This window comes from Negadavirga shengliensis, assembly GCF_042652345.1.
Lineage (GTDB): Bacteria > Bacteroidota > Bacteroidia > Cytophagales > Cyclobacteriaceae > Negadavirga > Negadavirga shengliensis.
The window spans coordinates 289052-306070 of the sequence record NZ_JBHSJJ010000007.1 but is presented as its reverse complement, the minus strand read 5'-3'; the positions used below and the strand labels follow the sequence as shown (position 1 = coordinate 306070).

17 protein-coding genes are annotated in these 17019 nt (G+C 43.2%); 8 read left to right on the top strand and 9 right to left on the bottom strand.

The features are described 5' to 3' along the window. Positions 1 to 51: 51 nt before the first annotated feature. From ACFPFU_RS14340 to ACFPFU_RS14325, 4 genes are all read right to left on the bottom strand, one after another. Positions 52 to 2415, bottom strand: coding sequence for a GumC family protein (locus ACFPFU_RS14340; RefSeq protein ID WP_377065454.1), 2364 nt, complete (start codon positions 2413 to 2415; stop codon positions 52 to 54). 727 nt (positions 2416 to 3142) lie between these two features. Beyond that, positions 3143 to 4045, bottom strand: coding sequence for an MBL fold metallo-hydrolase (locus ACFPFU_RS14335; protein ID WP_377065453.1), 903 nt, complete (start codon positions 4043 to 4045; stop codon positions 3143 to 3145). Continuing rightward, on the bottom strand, positions 4045 to 4743 hold the full coding sequence (locus ACFPFU_RS14330; RefSeq protein WP_377065452.1) for an SOS response-associated peptidase: 699 nt from the start codon (positions 4741 to 4743) through the stop codon (positions 4045 to 4047). Before ACFPFU_RS14330 ends, ACFPFU_RS14335 begins: the two co-directional genes overlap by 1 nt. Positions 4744 to 4768: 25 nt before the next feature. Continuing rightward, complete coding sequence (locus ACFPFU_RS14325) at positions 4769 to 5734, bottom strand: YheT family hydrolase (protein ID WP_377065451.1); 966 nt, start codon at positions 5732 to 5734, stop codon at positions 4769 to 4771. Between the two features lie 122 nt (positions 5735 to 5856). On the opposite strand from ACFPFU_RS14325, the gene ACFPFU_RS14320 reads away from it, so the two are divergent. Then, complete coding sequence (locus tag ACFPFU_RS14320; protein ID WP_377065450.1) at positions 5857 to 7533, top strand: pyruvate dehydrogenase complex dihydrolipoamide acetyltransferase; 1677 nt, start codon at positions 5857 to 5859, stop codon at positions 7531 to 7533. 96 nt (positions 7534 to 7629) lie between these two features. Further along, positions 7630 to 8169, top strand: a complete 540-nt coding sequence (gene hslV, locus ACFPFU_RS14315; protein WP_377065449.1) for an ATP-dependent protease subunit HslV — start codon at positions 7630 to 7632, stop codon at positions 8167 to 8169. Positions 8170 to 8399: 230 nt separating this feature from the next. Here the strand turns inward: hslV and ACFPFU_RS14310 are convergent, their stop codons facing one another. Further along, positions 8400 to 8696 carry a Dabb family protein gene (locus ACFPFU_RS14310; RefSeq protein WP_377065448.1) on the bottom strand — a complete coding sequence of 99 codons (297 nt, stop codon included), beginning with the start codon at positions 8694 to 8696 and terminating at the stop codon, positions 8400 to 8402. Positions 8697 to 9231: 535 nt separating this feature from the next. Continuing rightward, positions 9232 to 9576, bottom strand: a complete 345-nt coding sequence (locus tag ACFPFU_RS14305; protein WP_377065447.1) for a single-stranded DNA-binding protein — start codon at positions 9574 to 9576, stop codon at positions 9232 to 9234. Between the two features lie 200 nt (positions 9577 to 9776). On the opposite strand from ACFPFU_RS14305, the gene ACFPFU_RS14300 reads away from it, so the two are divergent. The 4 genes from ACFPFU_RS14300 (at position 9777) to ACFPFU_RS14285 (ending at position 11807) form a co-directional block, all read left to right on the top strand. Then, positions 9777 to 10145 carry a hypothetical protein gene (locus ACFPFU_RS14300; RefSeq protein WP_377065446.1) on the top strand — a complete coding sequence of 123 codons (369 nt, stop codon included), beginning with the start codon at positions 9777 to 9779 and terminating at the stop codon, positions 10143 to 10145. 147 nt (positions 10146 to 10292) lie between these two features. Continuing rightward, entirely contained in the window at positions 10293 to 10808 is a 516-nt protein-coding gene (locus ACFPFU_RS14295; RefSeq protein ID WP_377065445.1) for a BRO family protein, read from the top strand. 22 nt (positions 10809 to 10830) lie between these two features. After that, positions 10831 to 11136 (top strand): hypothetical protein, encoded by a 306-nt coding sequence (locus ACFPFU_RS14290; RefSeq protein ID WP_377065444.1) that lies wholly within the window; start codon positions 10831 to 10833, stop codon positions 11134 to 11136. A gap of 347 nt (positions 11137 to 11483) precedes the next feature. After that, entirely contained in the window at positions 11484 to 11807 is a 324-nt protein-coding gene (locus ACFPFU_RS14285) for a helix-turn-helix domain-containing protein (protein ID WP_377065443.1), read from the top strand. A 346-nt stretch (positions 11808 to 12153) separates the two neighbouring features. On the opposite strand, the gene ACFPFU_RS14280 is transcribed toward ACFPFU_RS14285, so the two are convergent. From ACFPFU_RS14280 to ACFPFU_RS14270, 3 genes are all read right to left on the bottom strand, one after another. Then, entirely contained in the window at positions 12154 to 13941 is a 1788-nt protein-coding gene (locus tag ACFPFU_RS14280; protein WP_377065442.1) for a glycoside hydrolase family 15 protein, read from the bottom strand. Positions 13942 to 14046: 105 nt separating this feature from the next. Next, positions 14047 to 14553 (bottom strand): UpxY family transcription antiterminator, encoded by a 507-nt coding sequence (locus tag ACFPFU_RS14275; RefSeq protein WP_377065441.1) that lies wholly within the window; start codon positions 14551 to 14553, stop codon positions 14047 to 14049. An 88-nt stretch (positions 14554 to 14641) separates the two neighbouring features. Continuing rightward, a complete protein-coding gene (locus ACFPFU_RS14270; protein ID WP_377065440.1) occupies positions 14642 to 14848 on the bottom strand; it encodes a hypothetical protein in 207 nt (68 codons plus the stop codon). A 4-nt stretch (positions 14849 to 14852) separates the two neighbouring features. Here ACFPFU_RS14270 and ACFPFU_RS14265 point away from each other — a divergent pair, with 4 nt between their 5' ends. After that, positions 14853 to 15848 (top strand): mannose-1-phosphate guanylyltransferase, encoded by a 996-nt coding sequence (locus tag ACFPFU_RS14265; protein ID WP_377065439.1) that lies wholly within the window; start codon positions 14853 to 14855, stop codon positions 15846 to 15848. 4 nt (positions 15849 to 15852) lie between these two features. Continuing rightward, positions 15853 to 16806: a GDP-L-fucose synthase family protein gene (locus ACFPFU_RS14260; RefSeq protein WP_377065438.1), complete on the top strand. Its 954-nt coding sequence runs from the start codon at positions 15853 to 15855 to the stop codon at positions 16804 to 16806. The last annotated feature ends 213 nt before the right edge of the window (positions 16807 to 17019 follow it).

Genomic DNA, 17019 nt, shown 5'->3' with positions numbered 1-17019 from the left:
TAGTTCAAGGTTTTTGGTTAAAAATATATGGAAGATCTCAAAGAGAGGGCGTTATGAGACGTGCACTTTACCGTTTCCCCTACCTGTTTTTTCACCATAATAGTATCCATATCCATAGGCGTAGTGGTGTTCCGCTTTAGCATCATTCAATACCACCATGGGGTTTTTGAACTTTTCATGTTTTTCTATTTCATTCAGCAGTTTTATGTGGGAAGGTTCTGTGTAATAATACCTTACCATATAGACAAGGATATCCACATAGGGGGACAGGGCGTAAGCATCAGCAACCAAGCCGATAGGAGCGCTGTCTATGATGACATAATCAAAGCTTTCCTTCAATTCCTGGATCAGGGTTTCTATTCTGGGACTGTTCATGACCTGCATAGGGTTGTTGGGAATATGTCCGGCACCCACCAGGAAAATATTGGGATTGATATCAGACATGTTTAAGACATCCCGTACCGGGCAGCTTTCATCCCGCAGATAATCGGTTATACCGGTTTTCGTTTTGATGTTAAGGCTTTTTAACAGGGCTGGTTTCCGCAGATCAAATTCCAGAAGGGCCACTTTTTTTCCGGAAAGACTTAGAACACGGGCCAGATTTATACTGAAAAAAGTTTTCCCTTCCCCACCGATACTTGAAGTGGTGAGGATAACCTGATTGGGTTTTCGAAGCGTCGCGAATTTCATATTCGACCATATCAGATTTACCTGTTCTCCGATCAAAGTTTTTTGACTAGGCGTGTACAGCGTAAGTTCCTTTTTTCTTCCATGGGATATTTCTCCCATAATGGGTACCCTGGTCAAGGCTTCAAGGTCGCTTTTTTGGCCGATTTTTCCGTAGAATCTTTCTTTAAGGTAAATGAATCCTATAGGAAGGCCAAATCCCAATATGACAGAAAAAGCCAAAACGATTTTTTTCAGGGGGCGTACAGGGTACAGACTGGCCATTGCGGGGTCAATGATTCTTGCATTGGAAATGGTGGTAGCCGCCAAGGACAGGACAGATTCCTCACGTTTTTTCATCAGGTACAGGTAATTTTCCTGTTTTGTAGCCTGCTGCCTGGTGATGTTGAGGAGTTCCCGTTCGATTTGGGGAACCCTATTGGCCCGGCGTTCTATTTTGCCGGCGTTGTCCTCAAGACTTCTCTTAGCTATTTCCAGGCTGCGTTTGTTGCTTTGAATATTGTCCAGGATATCGTCTTTTAATCCGGTGAGCTGCTCATCCAGGTTTTTGATGATAGGGTTACCAGGGGTGGTGGCATTAAGCAGCCTTTGTCTTTCCCTTTGTAGTTCATTGAATTTTCTGACTAAATCCGATAGGGTTGCATCTTCTATTAAAAGAGAACTCTGTACCATTTTATTGGCGTTTCCGTCGTTTTTCAGGTTCTCTTCCAGTGAGTTCAAAACTTCTGCCTTGATATTGTATTCTGAAAGCTGCTGTTTTACAGTTCTTGAACTTTCCAGGTATAACTGGGATTCGGAGCTCAGATCGGAAATCGAATGTTCATTTTTATATTTTTCGGCCGCCAATTCAATTTCCGCTAATTCCGCCGTCAAGCTGGCCATCTGCTCATCGATAAAAGTCAACGTGTTGGCAGCAGTGGAATTCAGGTTTTTCAAAGCTTCTCTATTGTACACGTCTACCAGTTTGGTCAGGATGTCTTCACCCTTTTCCGGGATCGCCTCTACCAGGGAAAGGGAAATTACCGTGGCCAGTTTGTTGATAGACTCTGCGGAGATATTGTCACTGTATTCAAAAGCCAACTCTCTTACATTGTTAAACGAAACATATACCTCACGGTGGGCCGCGTCTCCAATCTCGGGTTTGGCGGTGACGGTAAATTCCCCATAAAAATTTTTGAGTCTCTCACCGAATTTGTGCTGGCTTTTTTTTCCGTTCTCCTGCTCAATGATGAAACCTTCGTGGTCTTGAATGATGAATTTGAACATTCCCCCTTTTGACTGGGGTCTGGCGCTCAACTCATGAAATTCGATTCGAAACGGCACTTCCTCTCCGTATATTTCACGGAACCGGTGATATCCATTTTCCACGTAATAAAAATTGTAAAGGGACAGCTCTTCCAATACGCTTCTCATTATTGAGACCGAAGTCAGCACCTCGATTTCGTTTTCGATTATTTTGGAGGATTGGTAACCTTCCAGATCATCCAACACGGCGTTGTTTGAAAACTCCCCCTTTTTCTCCCCGCTGGTATTGATCATTATGGTGGTTTGAATTTCGTATTGGTCGGGTGTATAATACAGGTATACGAAGGCCATTCCAACACACACCAGGCCACCTATCAATAACAAATACCAATATCTCCAGTATTTTTTGATATAGAATATTGGCGAGACAGAAGAAGACTTTTGCAGGTCTATATCTTCTTTTAAAAATTCTTGGATGTTCATATTGAATTGGATTTCTAATTTTGATAATGAGTTAAAAATGAAAAGGTTACTTCACGAGGTCCGGGCACAACTTCGTCCGGTCAATCACATTGCTGTGATGTCTTGGCAATTTTTGCGCTTCAAAACAGCACCCGAAAGGAAGTCAGATGCGCAAAAAGGTCTTATTGAAGATTCACAAAAAGCTTTGGGACATATAAGCTGTTTATGAATGTGATATTTTAATAATACAAAGGTTGATGTGTTTTGTTATATTTTGTCAAAAACCAATTGTCAAAATTTTAAATCACAACCGGCATATACATAAAACAATTTTATGTATTTGAAATACATTTTTACAAATGTATATTCATGAATTTAATATTCAAAACTTTTACTAAACTTTTTTTATTAAATAAAACGGGAAAAAAGAAGATGAACCGGTCCGGAAAAAATACACTAGTCAGCCAACCCGGGAAAATGGATTATTAAAGTTTTAAGGAATAATGTCATGGAGAATTTTTGAAACAATATTCAATAGTTAGCCAGTCAATCAGATAAACTTAATGGATTTATAAAGTCTAATAATAAATTGTTAAAATAATATTTCCATATTTATTTAGGTTAAATCACATAAGGATTGTGTTTAATTTTATAGTTTATAAACATAACTAATGATGTAAATTAGGTGTTTTGATAAAAAATCACTGTTTTTATTTATATACAAATAAAAAATATAAATAAATATAGTTTAAGGGATCCTTCCCTGATCCTTCAGTTTCCAATATCTCAAAAGGCCGTTTACGGACATCCAGCTGGGGTTCGCATGCTCGTACAAGGCGTTCAATTCCCCGTCCACACCTTTTTCTTTCATCTGCATTTCCGTATAGGCCATGAATTGCGGGATAATGTCCTCCACGGGCGTTCGTAGGTCATATTGTTTTTTCATCCATTTTGCCCAATCATCCATAATAATCCTCAGATTTTGGAGATGGGTGGAAATGTCTTCAACAACGCCATAATGAGTCAGGTACAGTGCCTTCGGGTTTATTTTCCCAATTAGCTCCAGGGATTTTTTCCAATCTTCAAGATGGATATCCGGGGGAGGGCAGGGAGGTACCACAGGCCCCGATCCTATTTTGACTCCGGCCACATCGCCTGTAAAAAGTATGTCATCCAGTTGCCACGCAATATGGTGCACGGCATGTCCGGGGGTGTACCAAGCCCGGAAATCCATTCCGCCAACGCGGAGTATTTCCTTGTCCCCGGGAGCTTTTAGCTGGCCCGATGGGATAGGCGCCATTTTTCCCCATAAACGGTCCATTTCTTCGCCATAGATCTGTGCCGCTGACCGCCAGAGTCTTTCCGGGTTGGCCAGATGGGGGAGACCCAAAGGATGCACATAAATATCGGTTCCGGCTTCTGCCAGCCGCCATGCGGCGCCGGCGTGGTCAAAATGGATGTGTGTCAGCAATACAGCCCGGATGTCCTCCGGTTCAAAGCCATGCGTTTTCAGTCCAGCTTTGAGGTGTGGCCAGGTGCTCTCCGGCCCGGTCTCCACAAGGACCGGGCCATCTGGACCGGAAATTAAAAAACTGCCGATAGTGGATTCAGCATCCTGAAAATGTAAATCCAAGATCTCTATTTTTTCCATCAGCCAAACAGTGTATAGTTTCCAAATTGATCCATCGGCAGGGTCTTCCTTATGACATAAGGTGAATCATTAGCCACGTGGTTGACCATGGGGGATACCGGATATCCTCTCATGTTGTCATCGGGGTAAGGTCTGAGTATGGATAGGAGGTCCGGCTGGGAAGCCGCTTTATTCAGCCATGTCGCTTCATCTTCAATGGCCAATATCACCGGCATCCTGTCATGGATTTCTGACACCGATCGGTTGGCACTTGTGGTCAGGATCAGAAAGGTGTGTTCTATTTCTCCTTTCTCCGTTTCATATTCATCCCATATCCCCGCAAAAGCAAACGGTTCCTCTTTGTGGCTTATAAAGCGATAAGGTATTTCCGTTCTCTTCCCCACCTTTTTCCATGCGTAAAAGCCGTCCGCGGGTATCAGACAACGCTTTTTGTGGAAGGCGTTCATGTATGAAGCTTTTTCCGCTATGGTTTCCGATCGGACATTGATGAGTTTCTGGGATACAGGTTTGTTTTTGGCAAAGGCCGGTGTGACTCCCCAATAAAAATGGGAAAAACCTCCTGGACTGTCAGAGGTAATCACCGGCACCAATTGTGTGGGCGCAATATTGTACCTGGCTTGGAAAGGCTCCAGCATTTCTGCATTGAACCTTTTTTCCAAATCTTCTTTATTTTTTGCAAGTGAATACCTTATGCACATGGTTTGGATATTATATGCTCTAAATTTAAGCGTAATTTTCAAAATGGATAAATTCCCATGCTCTTTTCTCTGACCAATAGACATCCTTTCTTCGCCGCGGGCTAAAACCAACATGACCACCGTGTTCGGGAAATTCCATAAATATATATTCCAGTTCTTTTCCCAAAGCATGCGGATAGCATTCAGGGCTTAGAAAGGGATCATTTTTCGCATTCAATACCAGGGTAGGAATCCTGATATAAGGTAAAAAATGGATGGAAGAACATTGGGTATAGTAATCCTTCGCGTTTTGAAAACCGTGCAGGGGCCCGGTATAGAAATCATCGAAATCCCGCATGGTATTGACATGAATCAAATGTTCCAGTGATAATAAATCGGGATATTTTGCTCCTTTAAGCTGGATTTTGAGTTTCAGCGTTTTTAAAAACCTTTGGGAATAGATGAGGTTTTCTTTGGAAGAGATCTTGTGGCAGGAGGAAGCCAGGTCCAAAGGAACCGAGATCGTGACCGCTTTTCTTATTTTTGGAGAACACCGGTGGGGTTCACCAAGGTATTTGAGCGTCAAATTTCCTCCGAGACTGAAACCGATCAGGGAAATGTCATCATAATCAGGTGCAGCATGGTCTATAACCGTTTGGAGATCATAAGTGGCTCCTGAGTGATAGAAAAAAGGTTTAAGATTGATTTCCTCACTGCATCCCCGAAAATTCCATGTGAGCACATCATATCCCTGTGTCATAAATATTTTCGCCATCCCTGACATGTAGGGTCTCCTGCTGTTGCCCTCGAGTCCGTGGCTGATGATGACCAGATGGCGGCTTCCGTTTCGTAGCCAGTCCAGATCCAGGAAATCACCGTCAGGCGTGTTAATCCGTTCTCTTTCAAAAGGTAACGTGTCAACCAATCTGAAAATTGCCGGAATAATAGTCTGAATATGGCCATTGAACATGAAAAAAGGATGATAATAATTTGGTTTTTCGATCAGCGGCATTCCTGAACTGTTGAACGTGTCACTTCATTTCTTTACGTGAAAATACTATTATTAAATTTGAATAAACATATTTTAAGAACTATTTTTGGATTGCTGAAAACAAGAATTCGAAAAATTTAACTATGGCCGAAATAATACGAATGCCCAAAATGAGCGACACCATGGAAGAGGGTGTGATCGCACAATGGTTAAAAAAGGTAGGCGACGAGGTGAAGCCCGGAGATATTCTGGCTGAAGTAGAGACCGATAAAGCCACGATGGAACTGGAATCCTATGAAGAAGGGGTGTTGCTTCATATAGGAGTCGAGGAGAAAGATGCCGTGCCTGTGAATGGTGTCATTGCTATTTTGGGTGAAAAAGGTGAAAATATAGATGATCTTCTTAAGCAATTGGAGTCAGGGGGAGGAGAGAGCACCAAAAGTGAAGCAGCTGCAAAAGGAGATAAAGGGGGAGAAGAGAAGGTGGAAAAAAACGATTCAAAAAAAGAAGATACTTCTGAAACGGAAGAAAAAATAGATACTTCCGGTATTAACGCCACACTCATTACCATGCCTAAGATGAGTGATACCATGGAAGAAGGCACGATCGCGGGCTGGCTGAAAAAAGAGGGGGATGAGGTAAAGTCAGGGGATGTGTTGGCCGAAGTGGAGACTGACAAGGCCACGATGGAACTGGAATCCTACGAAGATGGCACCTTATTATATATAGGTGTGAAGGAGGGAGAATCCATTCCAGTGAATGGCGTGATCGCCATTATAGGTGAAAAAGGTGCCGATTATCAAAAATTGCTTAAGGCCCATGAGCAAAAAAGCAAAGCCGCTGTGGGGGCGCCTTCTGCGGAAGAACAGGAAAAACCTGGGGAAAAAGCCGAAGTGCCCCAACCGAAAGAGACGGAGGAATCATCGCAGTCCGCTGGCAGTTCCTCCGACAACGGAAGGGTAAAAGCATCTCCTTTGGCGAAAAAGATGGCAAAGGAAAAGGGAGTGAACCTTACCTTGGTCAAAGGCTCAGGCGACGGAGGCCGGATAATTAAAAAGGATATCGAGAATTTTGATCCTTCAAAAGTTGCTGCCCAGGCTGCTGCTCCAGCGGCCGTTAGCGGACCGGCTATAGGCCAGGAATCTTATAAGGAGGAGAAGGTTTCCCAAATGAGGAAAGTCATTGCCAAGCGACTGGCCGAAAGCAAATTCTCCGCGCCCCATTTTTACCTTACCATGGAAATCAACATGGATAAGGCCATCGAAGCGAGAAAAAGCATGAATGAGGTGGCACCGGTGAAGATTTCCTTCAATGACATGGTCATCAAAGCAGTGGCGGCCTCATTAAGACAGCATCCAAAAGTGAATACTGCCTGGTTGGGAGACAAAATCCGGTATAACGAGCATGTCCATATAGGTATGGCGGTTGCGGTGGAAGAGGGGCTTTTGGTGCCTGTTATCCGATTTGCGGACAGTAAAACCCTATCCCAGATTTCTGAGGAATCCAAATCGCTCGCCGGCAAGGCTAAAAATAAAGAATTGCAGCCGAAAGACTGGGAAGGCAATACCTTTACGGTTTCCAATTTGGGGATGTTTGGCATCGAAGAATTCACTGCGATCATCAACCCGCCGGATGCCTGTATCCTGGCCATTGGCGGGATAAAGGAGACAGTCGTGGTTAAGAACGGCGAAATGAAAATAGGAAATGTGATGAAAGTGACCTTATCCTGTGACCACCGGGTAGTGGATGGTGCAGTAGGCTCCGCATTTCTACAAACTGTCAAAAACCTGTTGGAAGATCCTGTCAGGTTGTTGATTTAATAAAGAACATGAAGATTGATTGCTGTCAAAAAGTCCTGATTCCGGGACTTTTTGCATTTAGAATGGTTTTTGAGACCGTAGCATAAAAAAACAAAAATGGAAAAAATCAGATCGACCACCGTCGTGGCCATCAAACACAATGACGAAGTGGTCATAGGGGCAGACGGACAAGCCACTTTGGGCAATACCGTGGCCAAAAGCAGTGTCAACAAGATCCGTAAGTTGCAGGGAGGGAAGATCGTCACAGGGTTTGCGGGGTCCACGGCAGATGCTTTTACTTTATTGGAAAAATTTGAGGAGAAGCTCGGCGCCTTCAGCAACAATATGAAACGGGCGGCTGTGGAATTGGCCAAGGAATGGAGGACCGACCGCATGCTCAGCAAACTGGAGGCCATGATGATTGTGGCGGATGCCAGTGATATTTTGATTATTTCAGGAACCGGGGATGTCATAGAGCCGGATCTCGCGATTGCAACCATAGGCTCGGGCAGCATGTATGCACAATCCGCCGCCCGGGCATTGAAAAAATATGCGCCCCATCTTTCGGCGGAAGAGATGGTGAAGGAAAGTCTGACCATTGCAGCGGATATCTGCATTTATACCAACCATAATTTGGTATTGGAAAAAGTACAATGAACGGGAAAATACAAAAAGGTTGGTGCCGGAGTTTTCTCCAGCCAACCTTTTTGTGTTACTGTCAGGTCATGTCTACTTTTACCTTGACGCATGCCAAAATCGGGTAAAATCCGCCCAAAGGGTACGGGATTTCCATCCCCGGCTTATAATAATTCCACCCGCTACCCGGGGATTTACTGCTGTTTAAAATTTTCGGGAATTAGCGTCGGACAAAGGTTAAGATATGCCCGTTAAACTTCAAAATCATAAACCTGGACTTTGGCCCATTTGTCTTTGTGGTCTTCAATGAACTGAAGGTGGACAGGATCCTCCTGGTACCGGTCGTGGTCTTTGAGTGTGTCGAAATATACGGTAAGGGAAATATGGAAACTGTGATCCACTACTTCTCTTCGGGTGGTATCCGCGGGGATTCCTACATGAAAATCCTTCACACTTTCGGTTTCTGATATTTTTTTGCAGCCTTCCATTACGGCTTTTAGGTCTTTTTCGGGTTGATGTAACCAGAAAAATACTTGATGTACAATCATAGTTTTTCTTTTTTTAGCACTTAAAGGTTTGGATAAAAATGCGCCGATCCCCAATGCGGAAACGGCGGCAATGAATTTTCTTCTGTTAAACATTTGGAAATTGAATGTAATTCAGGGTTTCTTTATGGAATGAAAGTAGGCATTTATAAATCGGAATTTCAACTCCTTAAATATAATACATGCATTACAGAAAATCGGGAAAAACAGGATGGGATGTTTCGGAAATTTTGCTGGGAACCTTGTAGGCGGCGGATGGGGAAGCGCCTGATCCAAAAGCGGTCTACCGCATTATCAGTGAAGCTAGACAAAGGAGTCAATTTTATCGATGCCGCGGACGGTTATGACGGGGAAATGAGCGAGGCATCCGTAGGCAAAGCAGTAAAAGGTCTGAATAAGTTTATGCGGTAAAGTGAGGCGGTTATGGAATAAATTTTGGCGGAGCATTCCCCTTTGCTCCGCCATTGGAAACTGACCTTAAAAAAAAAGCGTCCATTAAAAAGTAAGCTGAAAGAATATTTTAATTTCCAATTTTGGGCTATGCATTCGCTTTCTCACCCATCAGGAGTACGTCATTTACCTGAACTTCTGTCACATATTTTTTATTGCCTTCTTTGTCTTCATAAGACCGGCTGACCAATTTCCCCTGGACGCAGATTTCGGAACCTTTGTCCGTGTATTTGTTGATGATTTCGGCGGGTTTGCCGAATGCCACCAGGTTATGCCAGTAGGTTTCCTCCACTTTTTCCCCTTTGCTGTTTTTATAAACCTCGTTAATGGCCATGCTGAACCTGACCATGGGGGTTCCCCCATTTACGGTTTTGTATTCTGCCTTGGCACCCAAACGGCCGATCAATTGTACTTTGTTTTTAATAGCGTTCATAACAGATAAGATTTAAGTTTAAAAATATGTTCAGGCTTTTGGCCTTAAACGAACACTCCAAAATTGGCGGATCGGCATTAAATTATCCGGGTGCTTTTCGTTTAAATCCGTTTGTAAACGTTTGTAAATGCTTGCAAACATTTGAAAAATAACTTTTTTCGATTATATTATGTCTTATTTTTAATTAAAACCTATTTTTTATGGCTGTAGAACCAAAAAAATGTCTGAGCTGTGGAGAACCGGTAATTGGCAGAATCGATAAAAAATTTTGTGATGATGCCTGCCGTAATAATTTCAACAACCAGTTGAAATCATCGGACAGCAAGCTGATCAGAAAAATCAACAATGCCCTGAAGAAGAACCGGAACATCCTTGCTTCCCTCTTGCCGGAGGAGGAAAACACCGCGAAGATCACCCGGGAGAGGCTTCTGGAACTGGGCTTTCAATTCAAATACCGTACCCATTCCTACACGACCAAAAAAGGAAATGTATATGGGTATTGTTATGATTACGGTTATCTGAGGCTGGAGAGTGACCGGTTTTTGGTTGTCCGCATCAAAGATGAGTAGGGCTGCGCTGCACCCGAAAAACCGATATTAATCTCTCCCTTTCATGTTCCATTATTCGTTAACTTTATGGCATCGGGAAAAAAGAACCCTGATTTTCTATAAGAACTATTTCAACGTTGGGTATATTATAACAGACGGATTTACAGAATGAAAAAAGAACTTATATCTGAACTTTTCGAAAAATTTGAAGACGCTTGCTACGACTTAGACGGACTTGAATGTTGGAGCGGACGGGAACTACAAGAAATTTTAGGCTATTCCGATTGGCGAAATTTCACTAACACTATTCAAAAAGCTGTGAAGGCATGTGAGCATTCAGGAGAAAAGGAATCGGATCATTTCGTTGGCGTCACCAAAATGATAGGAATTGGAAAAGGCGGACAAAGAGAAGTTCAGGATGTTGCTCTGACAAGATACGCCTGTTACCTTGTTGCGCAAAATGGAGATGCTTCAAAACCTGAGATTGCATTTGCCCAAACGTACTTTGCTGTACAGACAAGAAAACAAGAACTGATAGAGCAAAGACTACTGGATATTGCAAGGGTAAATGCAAGAGAAAAGCTTTCTAATTCAGAAAAGAAATTATCAGGGATTATATATGAACGGGGGGTCGACAATAGAAGTTTTGCCATCATTCGTTCAAAAGGAGACCAAGCGCTTTAATGGTGGCAAATCCACACAGTTTATGAAAGATAAGTTAGGGGTTCCAACAAACAGACCTCTTGCGGACTTTCTTCCGACATTAATGATAAAAGCGAAGGATTTTGCGACTGAGCTAACCAGTCATAATGTAGTGGATAAGGATCTTTCGGGAGACCATGAAATAAGCAAAGAGCATATTGACAACAACAAGGAAGTAAGAAAAATGCTCTTGAAAAGAGGAGTTAAACCAGAGGATCTTCCTCCATCGGAAGATGTGAAAAAAGTTCAGCGTAGAATTGACAGTGCGGAAAAGAAAATATTGAAAGACATAAAAAAAGATAAAAAATAAATGACATCCCAACATTGCTAAGAGCAAGCGGCGGGAAAGGACTAAATTAAAAGTAATTGCCTTTAATAAATCATGGTCTTGGCAGAGAGTTATTCCAGGTCTGATGCCGCACGCTTTTAGCCCTGACCGATTTTTTCGACAAGCTACCAGAAAAGGTAAAGGGAAAAATCGATGAAGCGTTGTGAAGGTCTCTATGAAATTAGGATAGCATATAGCAGCAATATTGATAAAATTTTTTACTGTTTCGATGAAGGCGGTTGATTGTGCTTTTCAATGATTTTCAAAAAAGTCACAAAAGACACCTCAAAGGGAAATAGACAAAGCACTGAAAATCAAAGAAGAATATTTTGAAGAAAAAAAAATTAATAAAAATGGGAAGCAATATTTCAATAACAACCTTTGAACGACATTTAGAAAGAAGGTACGGTGAAATTGGTTCAGAAAAGAGAATGGCTTTTGAAGCCAAGGCTAAGGCTTTTGCGATAGGTGAGCTTATTAAGGAAGAGCGAAGACTTGCCAAGATGACCCAAGAACAACTTGCGGAGAAGACAGGAACAAAAAAAAGCTTTATATCCAGAATTGAAAACGGGAAAAGTGATATTCAGCTTTCAACCCTTTACAGGATATTGGAAATAGGTTTAGGAAAGAAAATATCGCTGATGATAGAATAAAAGCGCAGCACAACATCGGCTTGAATCCAGCGGACGTACCAGTAAATATGAAAATCAGTACCATTAGGAAATTAGGAGTAGGTTTGAAGAAAACCGTTCCGAATGCCTGCCGTCTTCAAGCTGAATCTCTTTACTCGCAACTAGTTTCTTGGTCAGAATTTCTTTCTAATCAATAGAAAAGCACCACTCTATAACATCACCTACAGCGGGCGGTACCAGGAAACTATAAAAACCAGTACCTTTAAGAAGAAAGGAGTAAGCTTGAAGAATTTGACTTCGAATGACCACCGCCTCCACGCTGATTCCGGCTGATTACCGTACACTCCAGGATAGACAAACCGGATGTTTACATCAGGAAATCGGGTTTGCCCAGCTTTTGGTCAATCCGATAGGCGGCATTCAGCAAGCCCACATGGCTATAAGCCTGGGGAAAATTCCCCCATTGGCTGCCGGTTTTCTGATCCACGTCTTCTGAAAACAGCAGCAGGTGGTTGCAATATTTGCTCAAAGACTCAAAACCCGCTATGGCCTCATCCAGCCTGTTGACACAGGCAAGCGCCTCAATATACCAGAACGCACAGATCAGAAAGGTGGTCTCAGGTTCACCGAAATCATCTTCATGCCGGTACCTGTAAAACAGGAAATCCTTCGCCAACAGCTCTTTTTCCAAAGCTTTCAGGTGATTGTTGGCCCTTTCCAGATCATCCCCGAAATACCCCATGGTGATCAGCTGTAGGGTGCTGGCATCCATGTTTTTGGAGCCTATGGACTGGGCATAAGCCTTCAGTTCGGGAACATAGCAGGCTTCAATTTTATCTATGGCTGTTTTTTTCAGTTCGATTGCCTTCTCTTTCATCTCCTCATCCCCTAATCTTTCGGCCATTTTAATGGCAGAACATGCGCCTGCCCAATGGAAAAGAAAGGTATAGCAATGCTCCTGTTGAAGGTTCCGGAATTCCCATAAACCCGCATCTTTTTCATGCATGGTCTCTTCTATCTTATGGAGGAGGTTGTTGATAAAAGGTTTGGAATGGCTTTTTTCAGATTCTATAAACCTTTTATCGGCATATAAGGGAAGAAGACTGACCAGCACCTGCCCATACAGGTCATTTTGGATATGGGTATAGGCCTGGTTGCCAAACCGGACCGGTTTATTTTGGAGATAGCCATCCAGGTCACAGATTTTTTCTATCAACTCAGGTGAGCCGGTGATGGCATAAAGAGGCTGATACCTGCCTTTTTTGTCCGTGGGGAGGTTTTGGATAAAATCAAAATAGCTTTCCAATTCCTCAAAATGGCCCAGATGGTTAAACACGTTGAGGGTATAATAGGTATCCCGCATCCAACAATAGCGGTAATCCCAGTTTCTTCCCGAATCGGGAGACTCCGGCAGGCTGGTGGTGGAGGCGGCGATGATGGCCCCGGTATCTTCGTACTGGTGGATTTTCAGAACCAGAGCCGATCTGACGACCAGCCGTTGATGAAAGTTGGGTATGCTGGTGGACTTGGCCCATTTTCGCCAATATTGGGTGGTGGATTGAAGAAACCGCTCCACCGTGCTCTCAATAGGGGCCTCCAGCGGCTTCCCATATGTGAATACGAGGTAAACGGGGCGGTGCAACCGGAACTCCTTTTCTTCCAATATGTAGGTGAGAGAAGCATTGGTGGTGAGCCTTATTTCCTGATCCATGCCGGAATAGCGGATGTGGTTACTTCCAGGCGATGGCGTAAGACTTTTTGTCCCATAAGCCGTTACCGGCTTGCAGGTTATTTTTATCCGGGGCTCACCGATGACAGGTTCTATCTTTCTTACCACCATTAATGGCTTGTAATACCTCTCGTAATTAAAGAACCTTGGAGCAAAGTCCGTGACTTTATAAGATTCCCCTGAAGCGGTTTTGATGAAGGTTTCCAGAATATTGGTGTTCTCCAGATATTGCTGCTCAGAACTGAAATCGCCTTTTTGAGGCAATATGGTAAATTTCCCCCCTTTGTTTTTATCCAACATGCCCCCAAATATGAAATCACTGTCAAACCTGGGAAAACAAAGCCAGCTGATATTGGTGTCTTTTTCAACATGGGCGATATAGCTACAGTTACCTATTACCCCGCTGCCATATATGTGTTTGCTCATCCTTTAAAATCTTTAAACATTTAACTGTTTTTCCTTAAAAACGTTTGGCGGGCTTGTTACTTTTCTATTGATAAAACTTTGCAAATATCCTGGATGCAGGTACCGTTAAACTTTCAAAACTTCCAGGAATTTTCGGGGAACATTGACCAACATGCTTTGGTTGATGCTGGGAATCCGGATAATGAAATAATCCTGATTGGATTTCTGAACACATTCGCCTTCAAAGCCTTGCAGCGGCCCACCCAATATCCTCACATTTTCGCCTTTTTCGATGTTTTCTGTTTCCACTTCCACAGCCACTCCGGTTTCGATGATTCTTTTGATGGTATCGATCTCACTTTGCTGGACCACGGCGTGTTCACCGGAAAAGTTGACAAACTTTACGGCTCCGCTGACCTGGAGCGCCTCCCATAAACGTTCCCTGCTGGTCCTTACAAATATATAGCCGTTGAAAAGCGGTCTTTTAACCTTTTTTTTCCTGTCGCTCCATTGCCTGACTTCTTCGATAAGGGGGAGGTAAACCTCAGTCCCTTTTTCAACAAGCCGCTGCGCCACTTTCTTTTCTGCCCTCGGAGCGGTATACATGACAAACCAATTTGTTTTTTCGGACATTAATTTTCAGGGTTAAAAGGACAAAAATATTTATTAATGAAGTATCTGCAAAGATTTTTTGGGTTTAAAATGGCTGCTGGAAAATTGACTATATTTGTTGAACTGTAACCGTACCGGCTTTTTCATCCAGAAAACAAAACATATATTTTTGAATAAAAAAATATGTGTTTTGTATATTTATATTTGCATTTTGATTTTTTTTATTACTTTTACCCTCAAATATAGGCGCTTTTACTAACTTTAAGGCCAATCGGCATTTAAAAGAATTTGTCTTAATTAATATTTTTAAATTCATATTTATGAATATTGTAAACGTAATTTTATCGGGGGGAATAGGTAGCAGGCTGTGGCCGTTGTCCAGAAAAAGCAGACCTAAACAATACCTGCCCATCTTCGATAATAAATCCCTTTTTGAGTTGACAGTGGAGAGAAACAAGGGCATCTGTGATAAGTTGATGGTGGTCGGTGGGATTGACAACTACCAATTGTCAAGAGATTGTCTCCATTCAATATCCCCCGGAGATTATCTGGAGCTCGTGGAAGCGTTGCCCAGAAACACGGCTGCCGCAATCGCATTTGCCGCGTTGTCGCTGGATCCGGAAGACATCATGCTGGTGACCCCCTCGGATCACCTGATTTCCAATCAACCCAGGTATGAGAAAGCACTTCGGAAAGCTGTGGAGCTGGCGAAGGAGGGTTATCTGGTGACATTTGGCTTGTTGCCCGCGAGACCGGAAACCGGCTTCGGCTATATTGAGCACCGGGGAAACGAGGTGGTTTCTTTTAGGGAAAAGCCTGATCTCGAGCTTGCTGAAGAATTTGTCAGGAGTGGTAATTTTCTGTGGAATAGCGGGATGTTTTGTTTTTCAGCAAATATCTATCTTCAGGAGCTGAAAATTTATGAACCCGCCTTACTGGATGCCGCGCAAAAGGCATTGGCAGGGGCTGATAACGGTTTTTTGCCATTGGAACCAAGCAAAAATATCCCCTCTATAAGTGTGGACTACGCGGTAATGGAGCGTTCTAAAAAAATAAAGGTGGTGCCCTCGGATTTTACCTGGTCAGATATGGGATCATTCGAGGCGCTGTATGAACATATTGGGGAAGGTGATCCCAGAAGGAAAGGCAGCAACCTGGTGCTGGGCTCGGAAAAAAGGGTTGAGTTTTTGGGAATGGAAAATGTTATTCTCGTAGAGACATCGGATGCGATCCTTGTGCTGAATAAGGAAAAGGCCCAGGATGTCAAAAAAATCTATGAGCAACTGGAAAAAGAGAATCCGGAATTATTGCACTGATAATATGTTAGATAGAAGTTCAAAAATTTATGTGGCGGGGCATAAAGGCATGGTGGGTGCCGCCATTTGGAGGGCTTTGGAAAGAAAAGGCTATACAAACCTGATCGGAAAATCCAGCAAGGATCTTGATTTAAGGGACCAGCCTGCTGTTCGGGCCTTTTATAAGGAGTATCATCCCGAGGTGGTCATCGATGCCGCCGCAAGGGTAGGGGGCATATTGGCCAACAACAACTATCCCTACCAGTTCTTAATGGAAAACATGTTGATCCAGAATAACCTGATAGACGGCGCCTTGCATCACGACTGCCGGAAATTTATTTTTCTCGGCAGCTCCTGCATCTATCCTAAGCTGGCTTCGCAGCCCTTGAAGGAGGAATATTTACTCACAGGTCCTTTGGAGCCTACCAATGAATGGTATGCGCTGGCAAAAATCTCCGGAGTAAAGGCATGCGAGGCCATTAGGAAGCAATATGGCAAGGATTTTGTCAGCCTCATGCCTACCAATCTGTATGGGCCTTATGATAATTTTGATCTGGAGACATCCCACGTATTGCCGGCCATGATGAGGAAGTTTCATGAAGCCAGGGAAAACGGGCATGCGCCGGTGACTTTATGGGGATCAGGAACGCCCAAAAGGGAGTTTTTACATGTTGATGATATGGCCGATGCGGTAGTCTTCGCTATGGAAAACCGTTTTGAAGATAATTTATATAACGTGGGAACAGGGCAAGATCTGACCATCAGAGAACTTGCCGAACTGATCCAAAAAGTTACAGGTCACCAGGGAGACATTATCTGGGATTCTGGTAAACCTGACGGCACACCCCGGAAGCTCATGGACGTGTCCAAAATGACCGAAGCGGGTTGGAAGGCCAAAACAGGATTGGAGGAAGGTGTTCGGGATACATACCGGTGGTTTGTCGGCAACATCAGTCAGATAAAAGAAGTGAAATTTTAGAATTAGGTCAACCGTAGTATTCAGGGCTTGTTTGCGTCAGTTCCATAGTAACGGAAAACCAGAAAATTCACCTTTGTTTGTGAAGCTGCTGATTTCCGGGAGACCTTGGTTGTCCACAAATCCCGAACCCGGTCAACGGGATTCGGGGAATTAACACGAAGGACAAGGATAATATAACTGAAATTGCTGTTTTTGGGAAAAAACTCGTGCCTA

Bases quoted from the DNA above. Each gene is read 5' to 3' on its own strand.
- ACFPFU_RS14320 (WP_377065450.1), top strand. From the start codon at position 5,857: ATGGCCGAAATAATACGAATGCCCAAAATGAGCGACACCATGGAAGAG.
- ACFPFU_RS14325 (WP_377065451.1), bottom strand. From the start codon at position 5,734: ATGCCGCTGATCGAAAAACCAAATTATTATCATCCTTTTTTCATGTTC.
- ACFPFU_RS14280 (WP_377065442.1), bottom strand. From the start codon at position 13,941: ATGAGCAAACACATATATGGCAGCGGGGTAATAGGTAACTGTAGCTAT.
- ACFPFU_RS14265 (WP_377065439.1), top strand. From the start codon at position 14,853: ATGAATATTGTAAACGTAATTTTATCGGGGGGAATAGGTAGCAGGCTG.
- hslV (WP_377065449.1), top strand. From the start codon at position 7,630: ATGGAAAAAATCAGATCGACCACCGTCGTGGCCATCAAACACAATGAC.
- ACFPFU_RS14260 (WP_377065438.1), top strand. From the start codon at position 15,853: ATGTTAGATAGAAGTTCAAAAATTTATGTGGCGGGGCATAAAGGCATG.
- ACFPFU_RS14295 (WP_377065445.1), top strand. From the start codon at position 10,293: ATGAAAAAAGAACTTATATCTGAACTTTTCGAAAAATTTGAAGACGCT.
- ACFPFU_RS14310 (WP_377065448.1), bottom strand. From the start codon at position 8,696: ATGATTGTACATCAAGTATTTTTCTGGTTACATCAACCCGAAAAAGAC.
- ACFPFU_RS14300 (WP_377065446.1), top strand. From the start codon at position 9,777: ATGGCTGTAGAACCAAAAAAATGTCTGAGCTGTGGAGAACCGGTAATT.
- ACFPFU_RS14275 (WP_377065441.1), bottom strand. From the start codon at position 14,553: ATGTCCGAAAAAACAAATTGGTTTGTCATGTATACCGCTCCGAGGGCA.
- ACFPFU_RS14335 (WP_377065453.1), bottom strand. From the start codon at position 4,045: ATGGAAAAAATAGAGATCTTGGATTTACATTTTCAGGATGCTGAATCC.
- ACFPFU_RS14340 (WP_377065454.1), bottom strand. From the start codon at position 2,415: ATGAACATCCAAGAATTTTTAAAAGAAGATATAGACCTGCAAAAGTCT.
- ACFPFU_RS14270 (WP_377065440.1), bottom strand. From the start codon at position 14,848: ATGAATTTAAAAATATTAATTAAGACAAATTCTTTTAAATGCCGATTG.
- ACFPFU_RS14290 (WP_377065444.1), top strand. From the start codon at position 10,831: ATGAAAGATAAGTTAGGGGTTCCAACAAACAGACCTCTTGCGGACTTT.
- ACFPFU_RS14305 (WP_377065447.1), bottom strand. From the start codon at position 9,576: ATGAACGCTATTAAAAACAAAGTACAATTGATCGGCCGTTTGGGTGCC.
- ACFPFU_RS14330 (WP_377065452.1), bottom strand. From the start codon at position 4,743: ATGTGCATAAGGTATTCACTTGCAAAAAATAAAGAAGATTTGGAAAAA.